Source organism: Mycobacterium triplex (assembly GCF_000689255.1).
Lineage (GTDB): Bacteria > Actinomycetota > Actinomycetes > Mycobacteriales > Mycobacteriaceae > Mycobacterium > Mycobacterium triplex.
The window spans coordinates 2517200-2537825 of the sequence record NZ_HG964446.1 but is presented as its reverse complement, the minus strand read 5'-3'; the positions used below and the strand labels follow the sequence as shown (position 1 = coordinate 2537825).

The window sequence follows — 20626 nt, the reverse complement described above, 5'->3', positions numbered from 1 at the left end:
GCCTCCTACGAGGCGCCGAACAAGTCGGCGAGGGCGTCATGAAGTTCGGGATCGGCCAGGACGACGACCTCGTCGCCGGCCTGAAGCTCGGTGTCTCCCCGCACCGGCACCAGGCCGGTGGCGCGGACGACGATGCTCACCCAGATATCTCCCGCACGGTCACCTAGGCCCTCGATGGTGCACCCCTCGGCGGCCGAACCCGGGGCAACATGCAGCCGGTGGACCCCCTCGGGTTCGTCCTGGAGCCGCACGCCGATCTCCCACGGCTGGGGCTCGACGGTACGCATCGGCAGGTGTAGCAGGTTCGCGATACCGGGCACCGAGCTGCCTTGCACCAGAACCGAGAAGACCACGACGACCACGACGATGCCGTAGAGGCGTTCGGCGTCGGCGATGTGGGCGGCCCGCAGGAACTCGCCCAACAGGATCGGCACCGCCCCCTTGAGCCCGGCGACGAGGATGAAGATGCGTTCGTTTCGCTGCAGCCGGACCGGAACCAGGCAGGAGCCCACCGCCAACGGCCGAATCACCACCGTCAGCGCCACGCCGAGGACCAGGCCGGGAATCCACGCGTCGGGATGGACGAGCACGTTGAGGTCGACGGTCAACCCCAGAACGGCAAACGCGACGATTTCGGCCAGACCCGCCAAGGCGGCGTGGAATCGCTTGATGTCCGGTTTGTAGGGCGCGCGAGCGTCGCCGATCACGATGCCGGCGACGAACACCGCCAGAAATCCCGAGCCGTGCGCCAGCGTGGCGATGCCGTACAGCAGCAGGCTGGACGCCAACGTCCGCAGCGAGTACAGGCCTTCGCTGGGCAATGCCACCCGGCGCATGAACACGAGCAGGGCGCGACCGCCGAGCACGCCGACGGCCAGGCCGATCACCATCTGCAGAACGAATTGTGTTCCGACGCTGGCGAAGCCGGCCGCGCTGAGGCCACCCGCGGCGATCAGGCTGGCCATCAAGGAGATGCCGACCGGGTCGTTGGCGCCGGACTCCCCCTCCAGGATGGTGCTACTGCGGCCGGCGATCTCGCGTTTACCCAACACGGAGAACACCACGGCCGGGTCGGTGGGAGCCACCGCGGTGGCCACCAACACCGCTGGGAACCAACCGATTCCGCATAGGTAGTGCAATATCAGCGCCCCGCCGGCGGCGGTGAGGGCGGTGCCCACGACGCCGACCGACAGAATGGGGGCGACCGCCGCGCGGAAGCGCTTGAGCCCGATATGCATCCCGCCGTCGAACAACACCAACACCAGCGCGATGGTGATCACCCGCTCGACCGCCCGCTCGGACGGTGGCTGCACCGCGGGCATGCTGTGCACCGCCACGGCGGCACCGACCAGCACCAGCAGGGCGACCGGGATCTTGACCCGCTCGGTCAGCCGGTTCGCCAGCACCGCGATCAAACCGACGGCGCTGCAGAACAAGACGATCAGCGCGTAACGGATGGTCTCGGTCACGACGGCGATCCGCCCGGGCGGGTCAGCAGCGCGACGCACTCGGTGTGATGGGTCAGCGGGAAGGCGTCGAATACCTTGATCTTCTCGACCGTATAGCCGTGACCGAGGTACAGCCCGATATCGCGAGCGAAAGACGCTGCCTCGCAACCGATGTGCACGACTCGCGGCACACCGGCGGCGGCCAGCAGGTCGATGACGTCGCGTCCGGCACCCGAGCGCGGCGGATCCAGCACCGCGACGTCGGCGCCGGCCTCTTGCGCCGCCACCGCGCGACGCACCGAATCGGTGACGATGTCCACCTGCGGCAGATCGACCAGTGCGGCCCGCGCCGCACGCGTCGACGCGCGGGAGGTGTCGACGGTCAGAACCCGCCCGGACTCCCCCACCGCGTCGCCCAGTACGGCGGCGAAAACGCCTGCGCCGCCGTAGAGATCCCACACACTCATGCCGGCGCCCGGCTGCGCCCAGTCGGCGACCAGAGCGCTGTAGACCCGCGCCGCATCCCGGTGCGCCTGCCAGAACGCGGTCACCGGCACCTCCCAGCTGTGCCGGCCGACGCGCTGGGTCGCCTCGTAGTTGCCCTGCACCACATTGGTCGAGGTTCGCCCGCCGTGGCGCAGGGTGCGCACCACATGCCGGCACCCGTCGTCGTCGACGGCGACGTGCAGCTGCGCGGTCGGCGCCAGGTCGGCCGGCGCACACACTTCGTCCAGGCCGTCCAGCATCCCCGGCGGCAACTGTGCACAACGCAGGTCGGTCACCAGCTCGTCGCTGTGGTAGCGGTGAAAGCCGGGGCGAGCGTCCGCGCCCACCTCGAGGCGCACCCGGGTACGCCAGCCGGTAACGCCGGACTCCGAAAGCGGTTCTGCCTCACCGCTCCAGCGGTGCCCGCCCAGCCGTTCCAACTGATTGGCCACCACTTGCGCCTTGAGCGTCCGAACCGCCTCCGGGGCAGCGAATGCGAGATCGCAACACCCGGCGCCGTCTACCCCGGCGATCGGGCACAGCGACTCGGTCCGATCCGCCGACGCCTCGAGGACCTCGAGAACCTCTGCATGCCAATAGGATCCGCGGTCGGCGGTGACCCGCACCCGCACCCGTTCGCCGGGTAGGGCGTAGCGCACGAACACCACCCGACCTTCGTGGTGGGCCACGCAGCTGCCGCCGTTGGCGGGAGCACCAACGACCAGCGTCAGCTCCCCCGGTGATCGCGACGCCTCGACACTCATTGCGTTTTCCTGTCGAGGCGCGTCAGTCGAAGATTCCGCGCCGGGCGTCACCGGGAGCCGCATGCGGCTGCAGGGTCTTGAGTCGCTCCGACGAACTCAATTGCCAGGGAACCGAAGTCACCATCACGTTGGGCATGAACAGCAGCCGGCCCTTGAGCCGCAACGCGCTTTGGTTGTGCAGCAACTGCTCCCACCAATGACCGACGACGTACTCGGGGATGAACACCGTCACCACGGTGCGCGGCGAGTCCTTGCTGACCCGCTTGACGTACTCGAGCACCGGGCGGGTGATGTCACGGTAGGGAGAGGCGATCACCTTCAGCGGCACGCTGACCTCGCTGTGCTCCCAATCATGCACCAGCGCACGGGTTTCCACGTCGTCCACGCTGACCGTGACGGCCTCGAGCACATCGGGACGGGTCGCGCGCGCGTAGGCCAAAGCGCGCAGGGTCGGTAGATGCAGTTTCGACACCAGCACGATGGCGTGGTTGCGGCTGGGCAGTACCACGTCGTGTTGGGCGGCGGCCTGCTCCTCCAATTCCCGTGAGACGGTGGAGTAGTGCTTGCGGATCATCTTCATGATGACGAACAGCGCACCCATCGCGACGATGGCGATCCACGCCCCGGCAAAGAATTTGGTGACCAGCACCACCAGCAGCACCGCACCGGTGGACAGCAGACCGATCGTGTTGATCACCCGCGAGCGCTCCATCTTGGCCCGCACCTTCGGGTCGGTCTCGGTGCGCAGCAGCCGAGTCCAGTGCCGGACCATGCCGATCTGGCTCAGCGTGAACGAAATGAACACGCCGACGATGTACAGCTGGATCAGCGCGGTCACCTCGCCGCGGAACGCGATGACGAATGACAGCGCCGCCGCCGACAGGAACAGGATCCCGTTGGAGAACGCCAGGCGGTCGCCGCGGGTATGCAGCTGGCGCGGCAGGTAGCTGTGCTGCGCCAGCACCGAGCCGAGCACCGGGAACCCGTTGAACGCGGTGTTGGCCGCCAGCACCAAGATCAGCGCGGTCACCGTGGCGATGAGCAGAAACCCGATGCGGAAGCCGCCGAACACCGTCTCGGCCAGCTGTGTGACCAGCGTCTTCTGCATGTAGCCGGCCGGGATTCCGCTCAGCTGCGTGGCGGGGTCGTCGACCAGCTGCACGTGGATCTGCTGGGCCAGCACGATGATGCCCATCAGCAGCGTCACCGCAATCACGCCGAGCATCAGCAGAGTCGTTGCGGCATTGCGCGACTTGGGTTTCTGGAAGGCCGGCACGCCGTTGCTGATCGCCTCGACACCGGTCAGCGCCGCGCAGCCCGAGGAGAACGAGCGGGCCAGCAGGAACGCGAACGCGAAGCCGACGATCTGGCCGTGCTCGGCGTGCATCTGGTAGCCCGCGGACTCGGCGCGCAGCGGATTGCCCAGCACGAAAATCCGGATCAAACCCCACCCGATCATCGCCACGACGCCGACGATGAACGCATACGTCGGGATCGCGAAGGCCACCCCGGATTCGCGGATCCCGCGCAGGTTCAGCGCCGTCACCAAGACGATGGCCGCCACACAGAACCACACCTTGTTCTGGGCCACGATGGGGACCGCGGAACCGATGTTCGCCATCGCCGACGCCGTCGAAACAGCAACGGTGAGAACGTAATCCACCATCAGCGCACTGGCCACGACGAGGCCGGCGGTCTCGCCCAGGTTGGTGGTGACCACTTCGTAGTCGCCGCCGCCGGACGGGTAGGCATGCACGTTCTGCCGGTAGCTGGCCACCACGACCAACATGACCGCGGCCACGGCGAGCCCGATCCACGGCGTCAACGCGTAGGCAGCCGCGCCGGCCACCGAGAGCATCAAGAAAACTTCCTCGGGCGCATACGCCACCGAGGACAGCGCGTCGGAGGCGAACACCGGCAAGGCGATGCGCTTGGGCAGCAGGGTGTGGCTCAGCCGGTCACTGCGTTGCGGCCGCCCGATGAGCAACCGGCGCGCTGCGGTTGAAAGTTTGGACACGAGAGCCAAGAGTAAGCGCAACGGGCCATGCCGGTAGCGTTCCGTGGGCGAGAATGTTGCCGACGGAAATCGGCTGGCCACACAAGTTTGCCGATGGATTGACACTTGCTCCGACTCAGCCGAGAGGACCTGACGTGCGGGTGGTTGTAATGGGCTGCGGCCGGGTGGGCTCGTCGCTGGCCGACGGGCTGTCCCGGATTGGCCACGATGTCGCGGTGATCGACCGCGACAGCGCGGCGTTCAACCGGCTGAGCCCGGAGTTCGCCGGCGAGCGGGTGCTGGGCCAGGGGTTCGACCGGGATGTGCTGCTGAGGGCCCGCATCGAGGAGGCCGACGCGTTCGCGGCGGTGTCATCCGGGGACAACTCCAACATCATTTCGGCGCGGTTGGCTCGCGAGACGTTCGGCGTCAACCGGGTGGTGGCCCGCATCTACGACGCCAAGCGCGCCGAGGTCTACGAGCGCCTCGGCATCCCGACGATCGCCACCGTGCCGTGGACCACCGACCGGCTGTTCAACGCGCTGACCCGGGAGAGCGAGACCGCCAAGTGGCGCGACCCCACCGGGACGGTCGCCGTGTCCGAGGTCGTCCTGCACGAGGACTGGGTGGGCCGGCGCGCCACCGATCTCGAGCAGGCCACCGGGGCCCGGGTGGCCTTCCTGATCCGGTTCGGCACCGGCATCCTGCCCGAACCCAAGACGGTCATCCAGGCCGGCGATCAGGTCTACATCGCCGCGATCTCCGGCCGGGCGGCCGAAGCGGTGGCCATTGCCGCCCTGCCGCCCGCCGAGGACATCGATTCGGGGGCGGGGCATTGAGTCCGCGCCGCCCGACCGCGACCAAGGAGCAGCGCAGATGAAGGTAGCTGTCGCCGGAGCCGGCGCGGTCGGCCGCTCGGTCACCCGCGAGCTTCTCGAGAACAACCACGACGTGACCCTGATCGAACGCAACCCCGACCACGTCGATGTCGACGCGATCCCGGCCGCGCACTGGCGTCTCGGCGACGCGTGCGAGCTGAGCCTGCTCGAATCGGTGCACCTCGAGGACTTCGACGTGGTGGTCGCCGCAACCGGTGACGACAAGGCCAACGTGGTGCTGTCCCTACTGGCCAAGACCGAGTTCGCGGTGCCCCGGGTGGTGGCCCGCGTCAACGACCCCCGCAACGAATGGCTGTTCACCGACGCCTGGGGTGTCGACGTGGCGGTGTCCACCCCGCGCATGCTGGCGTCGCTGATCGAAGAGGCGGTCGCGGTGGGCGATTTGGTGCGCCTGATGGAGTTCCGGCGGGGTCAGGCCAACCTGGTCGAGATCACCCTGCCCGACGACACCCCGTGGGGCGGTAAGCCGGTACGCCGACTGGAGCTGCCCCGGGATGCCGCGCTGGTCACCATTCTGCGGGGCCCCCGGGTGATCGTGCCGGAGGCCGACGAGCCGCTGGAAGGCGGCGACGAGTTGCTCTTCGTCGCGGTCACCGAGGTCGAAGAGGATCTGCGCAAGCTGGTGCTGCCGGCGGTCGCGCCACCCGCGAGCTAGTCGCCGACGGTATCGGCGTCGATCACGGCAGCCGGCCCTAACGCTGCACCGGCGCCGTCGATCGCGCGCTGCGCGGCCCGGATCGCCACGTAGGTCACCAGCGCGGCCAGCGCGGTCAGCGGCCAGCCCATCCCGATGCGCGCCGCGGCCAGCCAGCCGGTCTGGTCGGCGTCGTAGAGCAGTCGCTGGACGACGAACCGCGCACCGAAGACCAATACCCAGCACAGCGTGGCGACGTCGAACGCGTAGACGGCCCGAGACACGTTGCGCCAGCGGCGGTCACGCCCGGTGGCCCAGCTCCAGGCGTAGCCGACCAACGGCCGCCGGATCACCACGGACACCGCGAAGACCACGGCCCACACCAGCGAGACCCAAATGCCGAGCAGGAAATAGCCCTTGGACGCTCCGACGATGTAGGCGATCAACGCGCAGACGGCGACTCCGACGAACCCGGAGAACGCCGGCTGCGTCGAGTCGCGGCGAATCAACCGCCACACCAGGACGAGTGCGGCCACGGCGAGTGCGACCCCGATCGCGGGCACCAGGCCCAGCAGGCTGGAAGCCGCGACGAAGGTGACGACGGGCAGCGACGAGTAGATCAGACCGCTGACCCCGCCCAGCTGGCTCAGCAGGCGTTCCGGGTGGATGCGGTTGGACGTGTTGTCGGGCAGTGTCAACGCTGAATTTCGTAGTGCGGGTTGTAGATGGCCTTGGTTCCGTTCTCCAGCTTGCCCATCCGGCCGCTCACCCGCAAAGTGCGTCCCGAGTCGATCCCGGGGATGCGGCGCTGGCCCAACCACACCAGGGTGACGGTGTCGCTGCCGTCGAACAGCTCGGCCTTCACGCCGCCCGCGCAGCCCTTGCCGTTACATTCCACGCTGCGCAGCGTGCCCACCATCGTCACCTCTTGGCCACGTTCGCAATCGATCGCACGCTGTGCACCAGTGCTGGCGACCTCGTCGGACAGTTCCTCGGAATCGCGCTGCTCCGGATCCTCCGTCAACCGACGGGTGAGACGGCGCAAATAACCCTGGGCCCCCATGGCCACTCCTGACAATTGGAGAAAAGCTGCGGTGCTTCATCTATGCCAACGGACACCGTAGACCTGTTGGTTCCCCGGCGCCAACCGAATCAAACTGTGATTTCCGAACGCGTGTCGCGCCGGGCAGTATCGGGGCGTGGGTGTCGATCTGCGGGGTGTCACGGCGGTGCTGTTGCCCGGAACCGGCTCCGACGACGTGTACGTCGATCGGGCGTTTTCCGGGCCCGTGCGGGGCGCCGGCGCACGGCTGATCGCCCCGTCGCCGCGGCCCGATCGTCTGGTCGGCGGCTACCTGTCCGCGTTGGACGACGCCGCGCGCGACGGGCCCATCGCCGTCGGCGGAATCTCCATCGGTGCAGCGGTGGCGGTCGCGTGGGCACTCGCTCATCCAGGCCAAACGGTCGCCGTGCTGGCCGCGCTGCCCGCCTGGGCGGGGCCGCCGGGGTCGGCGCCGGCCGCGCTCGCGGCGCGGTATTCGGCGTCGGTACTGCGCGCGGACGGCTTGGCCGCGGCGACCGCACAGATGCGTGCCTCCAGCCCGGCCTGGCTGGGCGACGAGCTGGCCCGGTCCTGGCTTGCCCAGTGGCCGCTGCTGCCCGACGCGATGGACGAGGCGGCGGCCTATGTCGCGCCCAGCTGTGACGAACTCAACACCCTGGCCGCACCGCTCGGCGTGGCGTCGGCGGTCGACGATCCGATTCATCCGCTGCAGGCCGGTGTCGATTGGGTGGCCGCCGCGCCCCGCGCGGCGTTGCGGACGGTGACGCTCGATCAGATCGGCGCGGATGCCGCCACACTCGGGGCGGCCTGTCTGGCGGCGCTGGCCGACGCGTAGCGGTCGGTGTCGTGGCCGTCGGCGTGTGCGGTCACGACTTTCGGTGTGCACTCACGGCTTTCGGTGTGCACTCATGGCTTTGCCTGTGCGCTGACGGCGGGATGCCCCGGCGTGTCGCCGCCCTGGGCGCACACGCAAAGCCCTGGATTCACACGCGAGCCGACGAGGCGGGGGCTAGCCGCCGGTGGTGGTGCGCAGCTGCTGCATGGCCGAGCCGTCGGCGCTGCGCCGCGCGGCCGGCTCGTTGGGCGGCCGCTGCGCATCGCCTTGTTCGGCGGCCTGCTGCATAGCGGCCTGACGCAGCTGCTCGGCCATCGGCTCGGGAAGGTTCACCGGCAGCGGCGTGCGCACCGGCAGCGGGGTGTCGCCGCGGCGAACCACCGTGTCCGCCAACGCCGCCCGCGCCTCGCCCTCGAGTGCCTCGATGGTTTCGTGCGGGCCGTTGACGACGCAGCGAATCATCCAGCGGTAGCCGTCGACACCGATGAACCGCACCACTCCCGAGGCGGTACCGACCACCTCGCGGCCCCACGGGCCGTCCTTGATGCTGACTTGGGCCGAGTCCTTGCGCAGCGAGTCGGCGAGCTCGCCGGCCACCTCACGCCACAGGCCGCCCGTCTTGGGTGCGGCGTAGGCGGCGATGGTGAACCGCCCGTTGGGCGTGACGACCCACACCGCGCTCGGCACACCGGTCTCGGTCAGCTCCACCTGCAGCTGGCCGGCTTCGGGCATCGGGATCAGCACCGAGCCCAGATCGAGCCGGGCCAGCTCCGCGACCGACGGGTCGTCGAAGTCGTCGATGTCGAACGGGCCCTCCAGCTCCTCGTCGAACTCGTCGTCGATCGGGTCGGCCGCCGACTCGTCGGTGTCGTCTTTGCCTGATCTACCAAGTGCCATCACAAACTCGCATGTCCGCCGGAGGACCCGTGACCACCATCGCCACGGGATGTTTCGGCCAGCCCGGCCTCGTCGAACGACGCGACCTCGACCAGCTCAACCAACTCGACCCGCTGCACCAGCAACTGGGCGATCCGATCGCCGCGGCGCACCACGATCGGCTCGGCCGGGTCGAGGTTGATCAGCGAGATCTTGATCTCGCCGCGATAGCCCGCGTCGATCGTACCCGGGCTGTTGACGATCGAAAGTCCAACCCGCGCAGCCAATCCCGAGCGAGGATGCACCAAGCCGACCATCCCGAACGGGATGGCGACCGCCACGCCGGTGGAGACCAGGGCGCGATGCCCCGGCTCCAGCGTGACGTCTTGGGCGCTGAACAGGTCGACCCCCGCGTCGCCGGCGTGGGCACGGCTGGGCAGCGGAAGCCCGGGGTCGAGACGGACGATGGCCAGACTGGTCGACACGGGGCCACAGACTACCCTTGACCGGGTGTCGAGTACGCGCGTCGCGCCGCACAGCGTGCGATATCGCGAGCGGCTGTGGGTCCCCTGGTGGTGGTGGCCACCCGCGTTCGCGCTGGCCACCCTGATCGCCGTCGAAGTCAATCTGGGTGTCAAGGCACTCCCCGACTGGCTGCCGTTCGTGGTGCTGTTCATCGTGGCCATCGGCGCACTGCTGTGGCTGGGCCGCATCGAAATCCGGGTCACCGCCGGCGACGACGGCGAGGTGCAGCTGTGGGCCGGGGAAGCCCACCTGCCGGTCACCGTGATCGCCCGATCCGCGGAGATAGCGGTGACCGCGAAGTCCGCGGCGCTGGGACGTCAACTCGACCCCGCCGCGTATGTCCTGCATCGCGCATGGGTCGGCCCGATGATTTTGCTGGTTCTCGACGACCCAGACGACCCGACGCCGTACTGGATGGTGAGCTGCCGTCACCCCGACCGGGTGCTGTCGGCATTACGCAGCTGACCGATCAGGCTGCGCAGTCGGTGCAGATCATCACGCCGTTCTTCTCGCTGGCAAGTCGACTGCGGTGTTGCACCAAAAAGCAGCTCGAGCAGGTGAACTCGTCGGCTTGTTTCGGAATGACCCGAACCGACAGCTCCTCGCCGGACAGGTCGGCCCCAGGCAGTTCGAAGTTCTCGGCTGACTCGGATTCGTCTACGTCGACAACAGCCGACGCCGCCTCGTTCCGTCGAGCCTTGAGCTCCTCCAGCGAGTCCTCCGAAACGTCGTCGGTTTCGGTACGCCGTGGAGCGTCATAGTCGGTAGGCATCGTCCAATCCCCTCACATGCCTGCGTTACCTCAAGCAACGCTTTGTACCAGCGTCGAACGCATCCACCAAACGATTCGTGCCCGGAACCCGGGCGATTCGGTTGTGATTTACCTCACACCCCCGGATTGACCCTCGTATTCGCCTTTAAACAGTGGATTTGGCGTGCGGCTAGAGTGCAGCTGTGGTCGCTCAAATCACCGAGGGTACAGCGTTCGACAAGCACGGTCGGCCATTTCGGCGACGCAATCCCCGACCCGCGATTGTTGTGCTGGTTTTCCTGGTCGTGGTGACCGGCGTGGTGTGGACGGTGGCGCTGACCCGGCCCCCGAAAGTTCGCGAGGCGCAGGTGTGCAACCCGCCCCCGCAGCCGGCGAACGGATCGGCGCCGGCCCAGCTCGGCGAGCAAATGTCACGCAGTGCAATGGCCGACGTGCCGCCGGCCAAACTCAGCGACACCAAGGTCCGGGTGCTCAACGCCAGCGGCCGCGGCGGCCAGGCCGCCGACGTCGCCGGCGCGATGAAGGATCTGGGCTTCGCGCAGCCGACCGCGGCCAACGACCCGCTCTACGCCGGCACCCGGCTGAACTGCCAGAGCCAGATCCGCTTCGGGACGGCCGGGGGGACCGCCGCCGCCGCGGTGTGGCTGGTCGCCCCGTGCAGCGAGCTGTTCAACGACAACCGCGCCGACGACTCCGTCGACCTCGCGATCGGCACGGAATTCACCGCGCTGGCCCACAACGACGACATCGACACGGTGCTCGCCAGCCTGCGCCCCGGGGCCACCGGATCGTCAGATCCCTCGCTATTGGCGAAGATTCACGCCAGCAGCTGCTGATTCAGTCCGCGATCGGCGCAAGCGCGTCGAATCGCTCGAGGGCCGCCAACAGTTCGTCGGCGATTCCGGGCGCGGCCGCCACCACCAGTCCGGCCTCCGTGCCGGGCGGGCCGACCGGTGGGGGCGTCAACACCCGCGCCCCGGCCTCGGCCGCGATCAGCCCGCCGGCCGCACAATCCCACACCTGCAGCCCGTGCTCGTAGTAGGCGTCCAACCGCCCGGCCGCGACCATGCACAGGTCCAGCGCGGCGGAGCCGACGCGACGCACGTCTCGCACCAACGGCAGCAGCCGGGCCAGCAGCGCGGCCTGCGTGGTGCGCCGCGCGATCGAATATCCAAAGCCGGTGCCCAGCAAGGCCATTGAGAGATCGCCGACGTCGGTGCACCGCAACGGCTGCGTCCCTTGCGCGTCGACGACGTGCGCGCCCAGGCCTTGCGCCGCGGAGTAGACCCGGCCCCCGACGACGTCGGCGACCGCGCCGGCCACCGACACGCCGTTGACTTGCGCGCCGACCGAGACCGCATAGGCCGGGATGCCGTAGACGAAATTCACCGTGCCGTCGATCGGATCGAGCACCCAGGTGACCGCATCGTGAGACGCCGCGTCCGGTTCGGCCGGACCGCCGCCCTCTTCCCCGAGAATCGGGTCACCGGGCCGTAATTCGGCCAACCGATCGCGCAGCAGCCGTTCGGTCTCGGTGTCGACCACCGTCACCGGATCGGTCGGCGTGCTCTTGGACCGCACCGCGGCACTGTCGGTCCCGGCCCCGTGCGCACCGAACACCTCGGCGCGCCGCGACCTGACGAACTCGGCGGCTTCTGCGGCGAGCATTTCGGCTACGGCGCGCAACTGCGCGGGCTCGGATCTCGTCACGGGTCCATCGCAACACAGTCGGCCGCCGCCGCGCAGACCGGCGACACCCACCGGATCGCCCGACCGCAACCGCGTCGTCGCCAGCTAAGGTGTGACACAGCCCAATCTCGCCAAGGAGATGTCGATGACCAGCACCGACTCGGCCACCAATACACCCGGCACCGAGGCAGACTCCGGCACGCCGCAGCGTCGCGGATTCGGCATCGACGTCGGCGGCAGCGGAATCAAGGGCGGAATCGTCGATCTGGACACCGGCCAGCTGATCGGCGAGCGGGTCAAACTGCTGACACCGCAGCCGGCCACCCCGTCGGCCGTGGCCAAAACCATCGCCAAGGTCGTCAACGACTTCGGCTGGACCGGGCCGCTCGGCGTGACCTACCCCGGTGTCGTCACCAACGGCATCGTGCAGACCGCGGCCAACGTGGATCGCGCCTGGATCGGGACCAACGCGCGCGACGTGATCAGCGCCAAGCTGGACGGCCAAGACGTCACGGTGCTCAACGACGCCGACGCGGCCGGGCTCGCCGAGGAGCGCTACGGGGCGGGCAAGGGGCATGAGGGCCTGGTCGTGCTGCTCACCTTCGGAACCGGCATCGGCTCCGCCCTGATCCACAACGGGAAGCTGATACCCAACACCGAATTCGGCCATCTCGAAGTCGGCGGCAAAGAGGCCGAGAAACGCGCGGCCTCGTCGGTGAAAGACAAGAACAAATGGAGCTATCCGCGCTGGACCAAGGAGGTGACCAGGGTGCTGATCGCGATCGAGAACGCGATCTGGCCCGACCTGATCATCGCCGGCGGTGGGATCAGCCGAAAGGCCGACCAATGGGTGCCGCTGCTCGAAAACCGCACCCCGGTGGTGGCGGCGGCGTTGCTGAACACCGCCGGGATCGTCGGCGCCGCGATGGCCTCGACCGTGGACGTGACGCACTGAATTTTCCCCGCTAGGGCGGTACGAGCGCGCACTGTCGTTACAATGGTCCACGGCGACCGCCCGACAGAAAGCGTGCGAGCCTCCACGCTCATACCAACGCCGACATTCGACATAGCAGGCACTTTCGGTTAACCATGCCCAAACCCACCGAAAGTGAGTCCAACCGAAGGGGTGTAAGTGGCAGCGACCAAGACCAGTCCGGCAACCGATGAGCCGGTGAAGCGCACCGCCACGAAGACTCCCGCCAAGCGGCCCGCGGCCAAGGCCGCCAACGGCACCGCGCCGGCGAAACGCGCGACGAAGGCCGCACCCCGGGCCGCCAAGCCCGCCGGCGAGGACGCGACCGCCGAGAAGAAGCCCCGCACTCCCGCCAAGGCCGCCGCGAAGGCGCCGGCGGGCCGCGGCACCAAGGCCGCACCCAAGGATGTCGGCGACGACGAGAACCTCGAGGGCATCGACGACGCGGCCGAGGAACTCGACGGAGAGCCCGATCTCGAAGGCGAGGACCTCGACATCGAGGGCGACCTCAACCTCGACGACCTCGAGGACGAGGTCGTCGTCGAGGCCGACGCGGACGACGACGCCGACGCCGGCGACGGGGACGAGGCCGAGGACGGCGCGGAGGCCGCCAAGCCGGCCGCCAAAAAGGCGGCGGCCGAGGACGAGGAGGAGATCGCCGAGCCGTCCGAAAAGGACAAGGCGTCCGGCGATTTCGTCTGGGACGAAGACGAATCCGAGGCGCTGCGGCAGGCCCGCAAGGACGCCGAACTCACCGCGTCCGCGGACTCGGTTCGCGCGTACCTCAAGCAGATCGGCAAGGTGGCACTGCTCAACGCCGAGGAAGAGGTCGAGCTGGCGAAGCGGATCGAGGCCGGCCTGTATGCCACCCAGCTGATGGCCGAACTGGTCGAGCGCGGCGACAAACTGCCCGCCGCTCAGCGTCGCGACATGATGTGGATCTGCCGCGACGGCGACCGCGCCAAAAACCATCTGCTGGAAGCCAACCTGCGACTGGTGGTATCGCTGGCCAAGCGCTACACGGGCCGCGGAATGGCCTTCCTCGACCTGATCCAGGAGGGAAACCTGGGTCTGATCCGCGCGGTCGAAAAGTTCGACTACACCAAGGGTTACAAGTTCTCGACCTACGCGACGTGGTGGATCCGCCAGGCGATCACCCGCGCGATGGCCGACCAGGCCCGCACCATCCGCATCCCGGTGCACATGGTCGAGGTGATCAACAAGCTGGGCCGCATTCAGCGCGAGCTGCTGCAGGACCTGGGCCGCGAGCCCACGCCCGAGGAGCTGGCCAAGGAAATGGACATCACGCCGGAAAAGGTGCTGGAGATCCAGCAGTACGCGCGTGAGCCCATCTCGCTGGACCAGACCATCGGCGACGAGGGGGACAGCCAGCTCGGCGACTTCATCGAGGACAGCGAAGCCGTCGTGGCCGTCGACGCGGTGTCGTTCACGTTGCTGCAAGACCAGTTGCAGTCGGTGCTCGAGACGCTCTCGGAGCGTGAAGCCGGCGTAGTACGGCTGCGCTTCGGTCTCACCGACGGCCAGCCCCGTACCCTCGACGAGATCGGCCAGGTCTACGGCGTGACCCGCGAGCGGATCCGCCAGATCGAATCCAAGACCATGTCGAAATTGCGCCACCCCAGCCGTTCTCAGGTTCTGCGCGACTACCTCGACTAGCGCACAAGCCAAACTTGTTGCCGCACAGGCAAAGTCGATGTTGCGTACTGTGCCGTGCCGGAAATCCCCGCCGGCATCGCCGTAGTGTGACACCCATGTCCGGTAACCGCAGACTCGTCTCGTCAGGATCCGACTTCGAATCCACGGTCGGCTATTCGCGCGCGGTGCGGGTAGGCGCGTACGTGGCGGTCGCCGGCACCACCGGCGCCGGGCCCGCGGACGACATCGCCGCGCAGGCCCAAGACGCCTTGCGCCGCATCGAGATTGCGCTGCAGCAGGCCGGCGCAACGCTGTCCGACGTGATCCGCACCCGCGTCTACGTGACGGATATTTCGCGGTGGCGCGAGGTCGCCGCGGTGCACGCCCGGGTCTTCGGGCAGATACGGCCGGCGGCGACCATGGTCGAGGTCTCGGCGCTGATCGCACCGGAGTTGCTGGTGGAGATCGAAGCCGACGCCTACGTCGAGCCCTGAGGACCGGCCAGCGGCGCGAAGGTGCCCCCGGGACCGGGCGAATAAGCCGTGACCCTTTTCACAGCGGTGACCGGCAGCGGCCCGTACAGGTGCGGGAACAGCATGGCTTCCGGGTCCGTCGGCACACCTGGCTCCCACCGCACGGGCGAGTCCAGCAAAGCCGAGTCGATGTGCAGCAGCACCAGGTCCCGGCGACCCCGGTAGAGCCGATTGGCCGGCAGGTGTACCTGCTCGGGCGCCGACAAATGGATGAAGTCCGCGGCGGCGCCGGGCCGGATCTCACCGCGGCGCTGGGCGTCCGACCATTCGTCGGCCGCGCACAGGTGCACGAGCAGCTCAGGAGGGAATGTCACAGTTGACGACTCTAGAAAGCCCGACGAAACCAGACGTTTACAGCTCGTGAGAAACGACACACCCGATAACGATCAGGGAACAACGCAAAAACGCCAAACGTCTGAGACAGTGAATACAAGAGAACGGAGAAGCCAGTGAATGCAACTTTGACGACAAGTGCCGAGCTGACTAGAGCCGACCGCTGCGACCGCTGCGGTGCCGCAGCTCGGGTACGTGCCAAGCTGCCTTCAGGAGCCGAGCTTCTCTTCTGCCAGCACCACGCCAACGAGCACGAGGCAAAGCTGGTCGAGCTCGCCGCCGTGCTGGAGGTCAGCGGAAGCTAGGTCCAGCGAACTCGCCCATCCACAATGTGAGGCGTGGGCGAACTCATCGGCAATGCTGGACCGGTATGAGTGATCAGACCGTAAAGCCGTCGCGCCATCACCTGTGGCGAATCACGTTGCGGACTCTCGGGAAAAGCTGGGACGACTCCATCTTTGCCGAGTCCGCTCAGGCGGGCTTCTGGTCGGCGCTTTCCACACCGCCGCTGCTGTTGGGAATGCTGGGCAGCTTGGCCTATGTGGCCCCGCTGTTCGGGCCGGACGCGTTGCACAGCATCGAGAAGAGCGCGATCTCGGCGGCGCACAGCCTGTTCTCGTCCAGCGTCGTCAACGAGATCATCGAGCCCACCGTGCGTGACATCACCGCGCACGCCCGCGGCGAGGTGGTCTCGCTCGGTTTCCTGCTGTCGTTGTGGGCGGGGTCGTCGGCGATCTCGGCGTTCGTCGATTCCGTGGTCGAGGCGCACGACCAGACACCACTGCGCCACCCGGTGCGCCAGCGGCTGTTCGCACTGTTCCTCTACGTGGTGGGACTGGTGTGCGCGGTCGTGGCCGCGCCGGTCCTGGTGGTGGGCCCCCGCACGGTGTCCGAACACATCCCTTACGCACTGGCCAATGTGCTGCGCTACGGCTATTACCCCGCACTGGTCCTCGGGCTGATGACCGGCGTCGTCATCTTGTACCGGGTGTCGCTGCCGGAGCCGCTGCCGACGCATCGGCTCGTCTTGGGCGCCATCCTGGCGACCGCCGTGTTCGTGATCGCGACGCTGGGCCTGCGCGTCTACTTGCGGTGGATCACCAGCACCGGCTACACCTACGGCGCGCTGTCCACGCCAATCGCGTTTCTGTTGTTCGCCTTCTTCGGCGGCTTCGCGATCATGCTCGGCGCCGAGCTCAATGCCGCGATCCAGGAGGAGTTCCCCGCGCCCCGCACGCACGCCCACCGGCTGCGCAAGTGGTTGATTTCGCGGTCGCCCACCCTGAAGCGGACGGCGGAGGCCCTGTCGAACCCGGTGACGACGAATCCCGCGACGCGGGAACGCGATGTCGAGCCGGCGGGGCCGCCGACCTGATCAGCCCTTCTTGAGCTGGTCGTAGATCCTCTTGCAATCCGGGCAGACCGGTGAGCCCGGCTTGGCCGCGCGCGTGACGGGAAAAACCTCACCGCACAGCGCGACCACGTGGTTCCCCATGACCGCGCTCTCGGCGATCTTGTCCTTCTTGACGTAATGAAAGTACTTGGGGGTGTCGCTGCCGGTCCCGTCGTCGACGCGTTCGTCGGTGTCAGTGCGTTCGATCGTCTGGGTCTGCATACCTCACATTGTGCCTGCCAAGGCGCCCCGACCGGAATCGGCCAGATGTGGGACAGTGGAGGAATGAAGCGCGGCCCGGAGCTAGGGTTCGATGACAACGGCCGGCCGGTGCTCATCACCGCCGCCGAACCGTCCTACGAGGAACAGCATCGCGCGCGGGTCCGTAAGTACCTGACGCTGATGGCCTTCCGGATTCCGGCGCTGATCCTGGCCGCGCTGGCCTACGGCGCCTGGCACAACGGGCTGATCTCGCTGCTGATCGTGGGCGCGTCGGTGCCGCTGCCGTGGATGGCCGTGCTGATCGCCAACGACCGGCCGCCCCGCCGCAAGGACGAACCCCGCCGGTTCGACGACGCGAGGCGGCGCACGCCGTTGTTCCCGACGGCCGAACGACCCGCACTCGAGGCGCCGCGATCCGCGCCGCCGCAACCGGGTTCGCCCGACCACGAGCACCGAGGTTACGACGCCGGTCACGGGTACGACGCCGGTTCCGGTTGACCGGCGGCGGAGCACTCTTCTCAGGACATTCTCAGGTCGTCGGCACATTTGTGCACGTCAAAGCGTGTGAGATGACGCCGACGCGGGAACTCTCAGGGCTGATATGTCGTTTAACACCATGACAGCTACAAGCCAATCGGGAGGCCGCCATGGCGAATGCCATCACAGGCAGGATCGACACCAGCGATCTTGATGCTCAGAGCCCTGCAGCGGACCTCGTGCGCGTATATCTGAACGGCATCGGGAAGACGGCGCTGCTGACCGCCGCGGACGAAGTCGAACTGGCGAAGCGTATCGAGGCCGGACTGTATGCCGAGCATCTGCTCGCGACGCGGAAGCGCCTGGGCGAGAACCGCAAACGCGATCTCGCCACCGTCGTACGTGACGGCCAGGCGGCGCGCCGTCACCTGCTGGAGGCGAACCTGCGTCTGGTGGTCTCATTGGCCAAGCGCTACACCGGCCGGGGAATGCCGCTGCTCGACCTGATTCAGGAGGGCAACCTCGGACTGATCCGCGCGATGGAAAAGTTCGACTACACAAAGGGATTCAAGTTCTCGACGTACGCGACGTGGTGGATCCGTCAGGCCATCACCCGCGGTATGGCCGACCAGAGCCGCACCATCCGGCTGCCCGTTCACCTCGTCGAGCAGGTCAACAAGCTGGCGCGAATCAAGCGCGAGATGCACCAGAACCTGGGGCGGGAAGCCACCGACGAGGAGCTGGCCACCGAGTCCGGAATCCCGGTCGAGAAGATCAACGATCTGCTCGAGCACAGCCGCGACCCGGTAAGCCTGGACATGCCGGTCGGTTCCGAAGAGGAAGCGCCGCTGGGCGACTTCATCGAGGACGCCGAAGCGATGTCCGCGGAGAACGCGGTGATCGCCGAGCTGCTGCACACCGACATCCGCAGTGTGCTGGCGACTCTCGACGAGCGCGAGCACCAGGTGATCCGGCTGCGGTTCGGTCTGGACGACGGCCAGCCGCGGACGCTGGACCAGATCGGCAAGCTGTTCGGCCTGTCCCGGGAGCGGGTCCGGCAGATCGAGCGGGACGTGATGGCCAAGCTGCGCAACGGAGAGCGTGCCGACCGGCTGCGCTCGTACGCGAGCTGAGGCGCCGCTCAGCCAGGTAGCGCCGACAGTATGCCCGCCGCGAATTCGCGGCGGGCATACTTGCTTGCCTAGGAAGCGTTAGACCCATTTCGGCAGCTGGCCAAGTAGACTCGGCGTCAATGGAGGGTGCTGAATGAACGACCTGGTTGATACCACCGAGATGTACCTGCGGACCATTTACGACCTCGAGGAAGAGGGCGTGACGCCGCTGCGCGCCAGGATCGCCGAACGACTCGACCAGAGCGGGCCGACCGTTAGCCAGACCGTCTCCCGGATGGAGCGCGACGGACTGCTCCACGTGGCCGGGGACCGGCATTTGGAACTCACCGACAAGGGCCGCGCCCTGGCCATCGCCGTGATGCGCAAACACCGCCTCGCCGAGCGACTGCTCGTCGACGTCATCGGTTTGCCGTGGGAAGAAGTGCACGCCGAGGCCTGCCGGTGGGAGCACGTGATGAGCGAGGATGTCGAGCGCCGGCTGGTCAAGGTGCTCAACAACCCCACCACCTCCCCGTTCGGCAACCCGATTCCGGGTTTGCTGGACCTGGGCGTGGGCCCGGACTCCGGCGCCGACGACGTCAACCTGGTCCGGCTGACCGAGCTGCCGGCGGGATCGCCGGTCGCGGTCGTCGTCCGCCAGCTCACCGAGCATGTCCAGGGCGACATCGACCTGATCGCCCGGCTCAAAGACGCCGGCGTTGTGCCGAACGCGCGGGTGACCGTCGAGACCGGTCCCGCCGGGGTCACCATCCTGATCCCCGGGCACGAGAACGTCACCCTGCCGCACGAGATGGCGCACGCCGTCAAGGTCGAAAAGGTCTGATCCTCCCCTATCCCGCACGGCGGCCGAACGCGCGCCGCGGCGGTAGCCGCACTCCGAGCCGCTTGGCCAGCCGGTAGCCGGTCCTCGCAAGTTCGCGGATCTGTTCGGGTCGCAGGCCCGACTGCAACGCCGTATCCAGCATGCCCGCCATCCGGTGGTCCGGGTCGCAGCGCAGCGCGGCCTCCAGAGACACCCCCGCCAGCGGGCCGTCGCCGCGCACATACGCGCTGAACGCCAGCAACACCAGCGCTTCGACCCGCCACGGCGTGGGCAGGGCGCGCGCCAGCGCCGCCCACAACGCTTCGGCTTCCCCGGCCTTCACGCCGACCGCGAGGGCGTACAGCGTGTCGCGCACCTGACCGTCGTCCAGCGCGCAGCCCTGCGCGGCCAGCTCGGCGTCGCACAGCGTCTGCCCGGCGCCCACGCGGGCGGCCGCGGCCATCGCGCTTTCCAGGTCGCGACGGATACAGCCCGCGGGATCCGCACGATGCGCCGCCGCGCGCGTGGCCGCCTGCTCGCTGACCAGATCGGCCAGCGCGGCGCTGCGGGCCGGATCCTCGACGGCGATCACCGCCTGCAGATCGGCGCGACGCGCATACAGCCGCCGGCCTTCCAGCACCGCCGCGGCGGCCAGCGGCGACGCGGACGGATCGTCGACCGTGCCACTCGCGCCGCAGCCGTCCACGCAATGCCAGCGCCCGCCGCGGGCCACCCGGTCCACCACATGCGCCGCGTACAGCTCAATGTTGTGCTCCGACAACACCTCTGCGAGCATCGCGCACAGCTGCCGGTACTCCTCGTTGCACAGTGGGCATTCGGCACCCTCGTCGTCGACGATCACGGCGATCGCGGCCTCGGGCGCCGCCGCCGCGGCGACCTCGACCAGATGCCCGAGCCGGCCTGCGAGCTCCTCGCTGAGGTCGACCCGCAGCACGGCTCCCAGTTCGCCATGTTCCAACGACACCAAAACCAATGAATTCTCCGGAACGAAGCCGAGAACGGCCGGTAGCGCGGCGATCAGTGTGCCGGGGCGGTTCAGTTCGAAATCGGGTGCATGCGGTGTCATGAGGCCCAACGCTGATCGCCGCCACCGTCA

25 protein-coding genes are annotated in these 20626 nt (G+C 68.1%); 13 read left to right on the top strand and 12 right to left on the bottom strand.

All coding sequences use genetic code 11. The features are described 5' to 3' along the window. Positions 1-5: 5 nt before the first annotated feature. Genes BN973_RS11850 through BN973_RS11840 form a run of 3 tightly spaced genes read right to left on the bottom strand, consistent with a single transcriptional unit; the run spans position 6 to position 4715 of the window. Entirely contained in the window at positions 6-1469 is a 1464-nt protein-coding gene (locus BN973_RS11850; protein ID WP_036472317.1) for a cation:proton antiporter domain-containing protein, read from the bottom strand. After that, a complete protein-coding gene (locus BN973_RS11845) occupies positions 1466-2698 on the bottom strand; it encodes a class I SAM-dependent RNA methyltransferase (protein WP_036468292.1) in 1233 nt (410 codons plus the stop codon). The genes BN973_RS11850 and BN973_RS11845 overlap by 4 nt, the downstream gene beginning before the upstream one ends. Before the next feature lie 22 nt (positions 2699-2720). Further along, the gene (locus BN973_RS11840; protein ID WP_036468290.1) at positions 2721-4715 is read right to left on the bottom strand and encodes an APC family permease; all 1995 of its coding nucleotides are present in this window, start codon (positions 4713-4715) and stop codon (positions 2721-2723) included. A 134-nt stretch (positions 4716-4849) separates the two neighbouring features. Here BN973_RS11840 and BN973_RS11835 point away from each other — a divergent pair, with 134 nt between their 5' ends. Both BN973_RS11835 and BN973_RS11830 read left to right on the top strand, forming a co-directional pair. Then, a complete protein-coding gene (locus BN973_RS11835) occupies positions 4850-5533 on the top strand; it encodes a potassium channel family protein (RefSeq protein WP_139830265.1) in 684 nt (227 codons plus the stop codon). A 37-nt stretch (positions 5534-5570) separates the two neighbouring features. Beyond that, on the top strand, positions 5571-6248 hold the full coding sequence (locus BN973_RS11830; RefSeq protein ID WP_036468286.1) for a potassium channel family protein: 678 nt from the start codon (positions 5571-5573) through the stop codon (positions 6246-6248). Here BN973_RS11830 and BN973_RS11825 read toward each other — a convergent pair. Both BN973_RS11825 and BN973_RS11820 read right to left on the bottom strand, forming a co-directional pair. Then, entirely contained in the window at positions 6245-6925 is a 681-nt protein-coding gene (locus BN973_RS11825) for a DUF3159 domain-containing protein (protein ID WP_232232069.1), read from the bottom strand. The genes BN973_RS11830 and BN973_RS11825 overlap by 4 nt on opposite strands. Continuing rightward, positions 6922-7290 (bottom strand): OB-fold nucleic acid binding domain-containing protein, encoded by a 369-nt coding sequence (locus tag BN973_RS11820; protein WP_036468284.1) that lies wholly within the window; start codon positions 7288-7290, stop codon positions 6922-6924. Before BN973_RS11820 ends, BN973_RS11825 begins: the two co-directional genes overlap by 4 nt. Positions 7291-7426: 136 nt before the next feature. Between BN973_RS11820 and BN973_RS11815 the strand changes: the two genes are divergently transcribed. Continuing rightward, the gene (locus BN973_RS11815; protein ID WP_036468282.1) at positions 7427-8125 is read left to right on the top strand and encodes a hypothetical protein; all 699 of its coding nucleotides are present in this window, start codon (positions 7427-7429) and stop codon (positions 8123-8125) included. Positions 8126-8299: 174 nt separating this feature from the next. Here the strand turns inward: BN973_RS11815 and BN973_RS11810 are convergent, their stop codons facing one another. Then, entirely contained in the window at positions 8300-9022 is a 723-nt protein-coding gene (locus BN973_RS11810; protein ID WP_139830266.1) for a DUF3710 domain-containing protein, read from the bottom strand. Further along, positions 9022-9486: a dUTP diphosphatase gene (gene dut / locus BN973_RS11805; protein WP_036468278.1), complete on the bottom strand. Its 465-nt coding sequence runs from the start codon at positions 9484-9486 to the stop codon at positions 9022-9024. The genes BN973_RS11810 and dut overlap by 1 nt, the downstream gene beginning before the upstream one ends. A gap of 25 nt (positions 9487-9511) precedes the next feature. Between dut and BN973_RS11800 the strand changes: the two genes are divergently transcribed. Then, positions 9512-9991, top strand: coding sequence for a DUF3093 domain-containing protein (locus BN973_RS11800; RefSeq protein WP_036468277.1), 480 nt, complete (start codon positions 9512-9514; stop codon positions 9989-9991). A gap of 4 nt (positions 9992-9995) precedes the next feature. Here BN973_RS11800 and BN973_RS11795 read toward each other — a convergent pair whose 3' ends face one another. After that, positions 9996-10298: a DUF4193 domain-containing protein gene (locus BN973_RS11795; protein WP_036468275.1), complete on the bottom strand. Its 303-nt coding sequence runs from the start codon at positions 10296-10298 to the stop codon at positions 9996-9998. Between the two features lie 182 nt (positions 10299-10480). On the opposite strand from BN973_RS11795, the gene cei reads away from it, so the two are divergent. Further along, positions 10481-11134, top strand: a complete 654-nt coding sequence (gene cei / locus BN973_RS11790) for an envelope integrity protein Cei (protein ID WP_036468273.1) — start codon at positions 10481-10483, stop codon at positions 11132-11134. Between the two features lies 1 nt (position 11135). Here cei and BN973_RS11785 read toward each other — a convergent pair whose 3' ends face one another. Further along, a complete protein-coding gene (locus BN973_RS11785) occupies positions 11136-12008 on the bottom strand; it encodes an inositol monophosphatase family protein (protein WP_036472315.1) in 873 nt (290 codons plus the stop codon). Between the two features lie 124 nt (positions 12009-12132). Between BN973_RS11785 and ppgK the strand changes: the two genes are divergently transcribed. The 3 genes from ppgK (at position 12133) to BN973_RS11770 (ending at position 15110) form a co-directional block, all read left to right on the top strand. Then, entirely contained in the window at positions 12133-12942 is an 810-nt protein-coding gene (gene ppgK / locus BN973_RS11780) for a polyphosphate--glucose phosphotransferase (RefSeq protein ID WP_036472314.1), read from the top strand. Between the two features lie 177 nt (positions 12943-13119). Then, a complete protein-coding gene (locus tag BN973_RS11775; RefSeq protein WP_036468271.1) occupies positions 13120-14637 on the top strand; it encodes an RNA polymerase sigma factor in 1518 nt (505 codons plus the stop codon). A 95-nt stretch (positions 14638-14732) separates the two neighbouring features. Further along, the gene (locus BN973_RS11770) at positions 14733-15110 is read left to right on the top strand and encodes a RidA family protein (RefSeq protein WP_036472313.1); all 378 of its coding nucleotides are present in this window, start codon (positions 14733-14735) and stop codon (positions 15108-15110) included. Here BN973_RS11770 and BN973_RS11765 read toward each other — a convergent pair. Beyond that, positions 15095-15463 (bottom strand): DUF952 domain-containing protein, encoded by a 369-nt coding sequence (locus BN973_RS11765; RefSeq protein ID WP_036468269.1) that lies wholly within the window; start codon positions 15461-15463, stop codon positions 15095-15097. The two genes, BN973_RS11770 and BN973_RS11765, sit on opposite strands and share 16 nt — an antisense overlap. A gap of 135 nt (positions 15464-15598) precedes the next feature. Here BN973_RS11765 and BN973_RS30460 point away from each other — a divergent pair, with 135 nt between their 5' ends. Together BN973_RS30460 and BN973_RS11755 are read left to right on the top strand one after the other, a co-directional pair. Next, the gene (locus tag BN973_RS30460) at positions 15599-15787 is read left to right on the top strand and encodes a DUF7455 domain-containing protein (protein ID WP_036468267.1); all 189 of its coding nucleotides are present in this window, start codon (positions 15599-15601) and stop codon (positions 15785-15787) included. Positions 15788-15852: 65 nt separating this feature from the next. Next, positions 15853-16857 carry a YihY/virulence factor BrkB family protein gene (locus tag BN973_RS11755; RefSeq protein WP_036468265.1) on the top strand — a complete coding sequence of 335 codons (1005 nt, stop codon included), beginning with the start codon at positions 15853-15855 and terminating at the stop codon, positions 16855-16857. Here BN973_RS11755 and BN973_RS11750 read toward each other — a convergent pair whose 3' ends face one another. After that, the gene (locus BN973_RS11750; RefSeq protein WP_036468264.1) at positions 16858-17097 is read right to left on the bottom strand and encodes a DUF3039 domain-containing protein; all 240 of its coding nucleotides are present in this window, start codon (positions 17095-17097) and stop codon (positions 16858-16860) included. 45 nt (positions 17098-17142) lie between these two features. Between BN973_RS11750 and BN973_RS11745 the strand changes: the two genes are divergently transcribed. The 3 genes from BN973_RS11745 (at position 17143) to ideR (ending at position 19530) form a co-directional block, all read left to right on the top strand. After that, the gene (locus tag BN973_RS11745) at positions 17143-17595 is read left to right on the top strand and encodes a DUF3099 domain-containing protein (RefSeq protein WP_139830267.1); all 453 of its coding nucleotides are present in this window, start codon (positions 17143-17145) and stop codon (positions 17593-17595) included. A 149-nt stretch (positions 17596-17744) separates the two neighbouring features. Next, on the top strand, positions 17745-18707 hold the full coding sequence (sigB, locus tag BN973_RS11740; protein WP_036468260.1) for a sigma-70 family RNA polymerase sigma factor SigB: 963 nt from the start codon (positions 17745-17747) through the stop codon (positions 18705-18707). 133 nt (positions 18708-18840) lie between these two features. After that, on the top strand, positions 18841-19530 hold the full coding sequence (gene ideR / locus BN973_RS11735; protein ID WP_036468258.1) for an iron-dependent transcriptional regulator IdeR: 690 nt from the start codon (positions 18841-18843) through the stop codon (positions 19528-19530). Positions 19531-19537: 7 nt separating this feature from the next. On the opposite strand, the gene BN973_RS11730 is transcribed toward ideR, so the two are convergent. Continuing rightward, complete coding sequence (locus tag BN973_RS11730; protein ID WP_036468257.1) at positions 19538-20596, bottom strand: DUF4192 domain-containing protein; 1059 nt, start codon at positions 20594-20596, stop codon at positions 19538-19540. Positions 20597-20626: the final 30 nt, after the last annotated feature.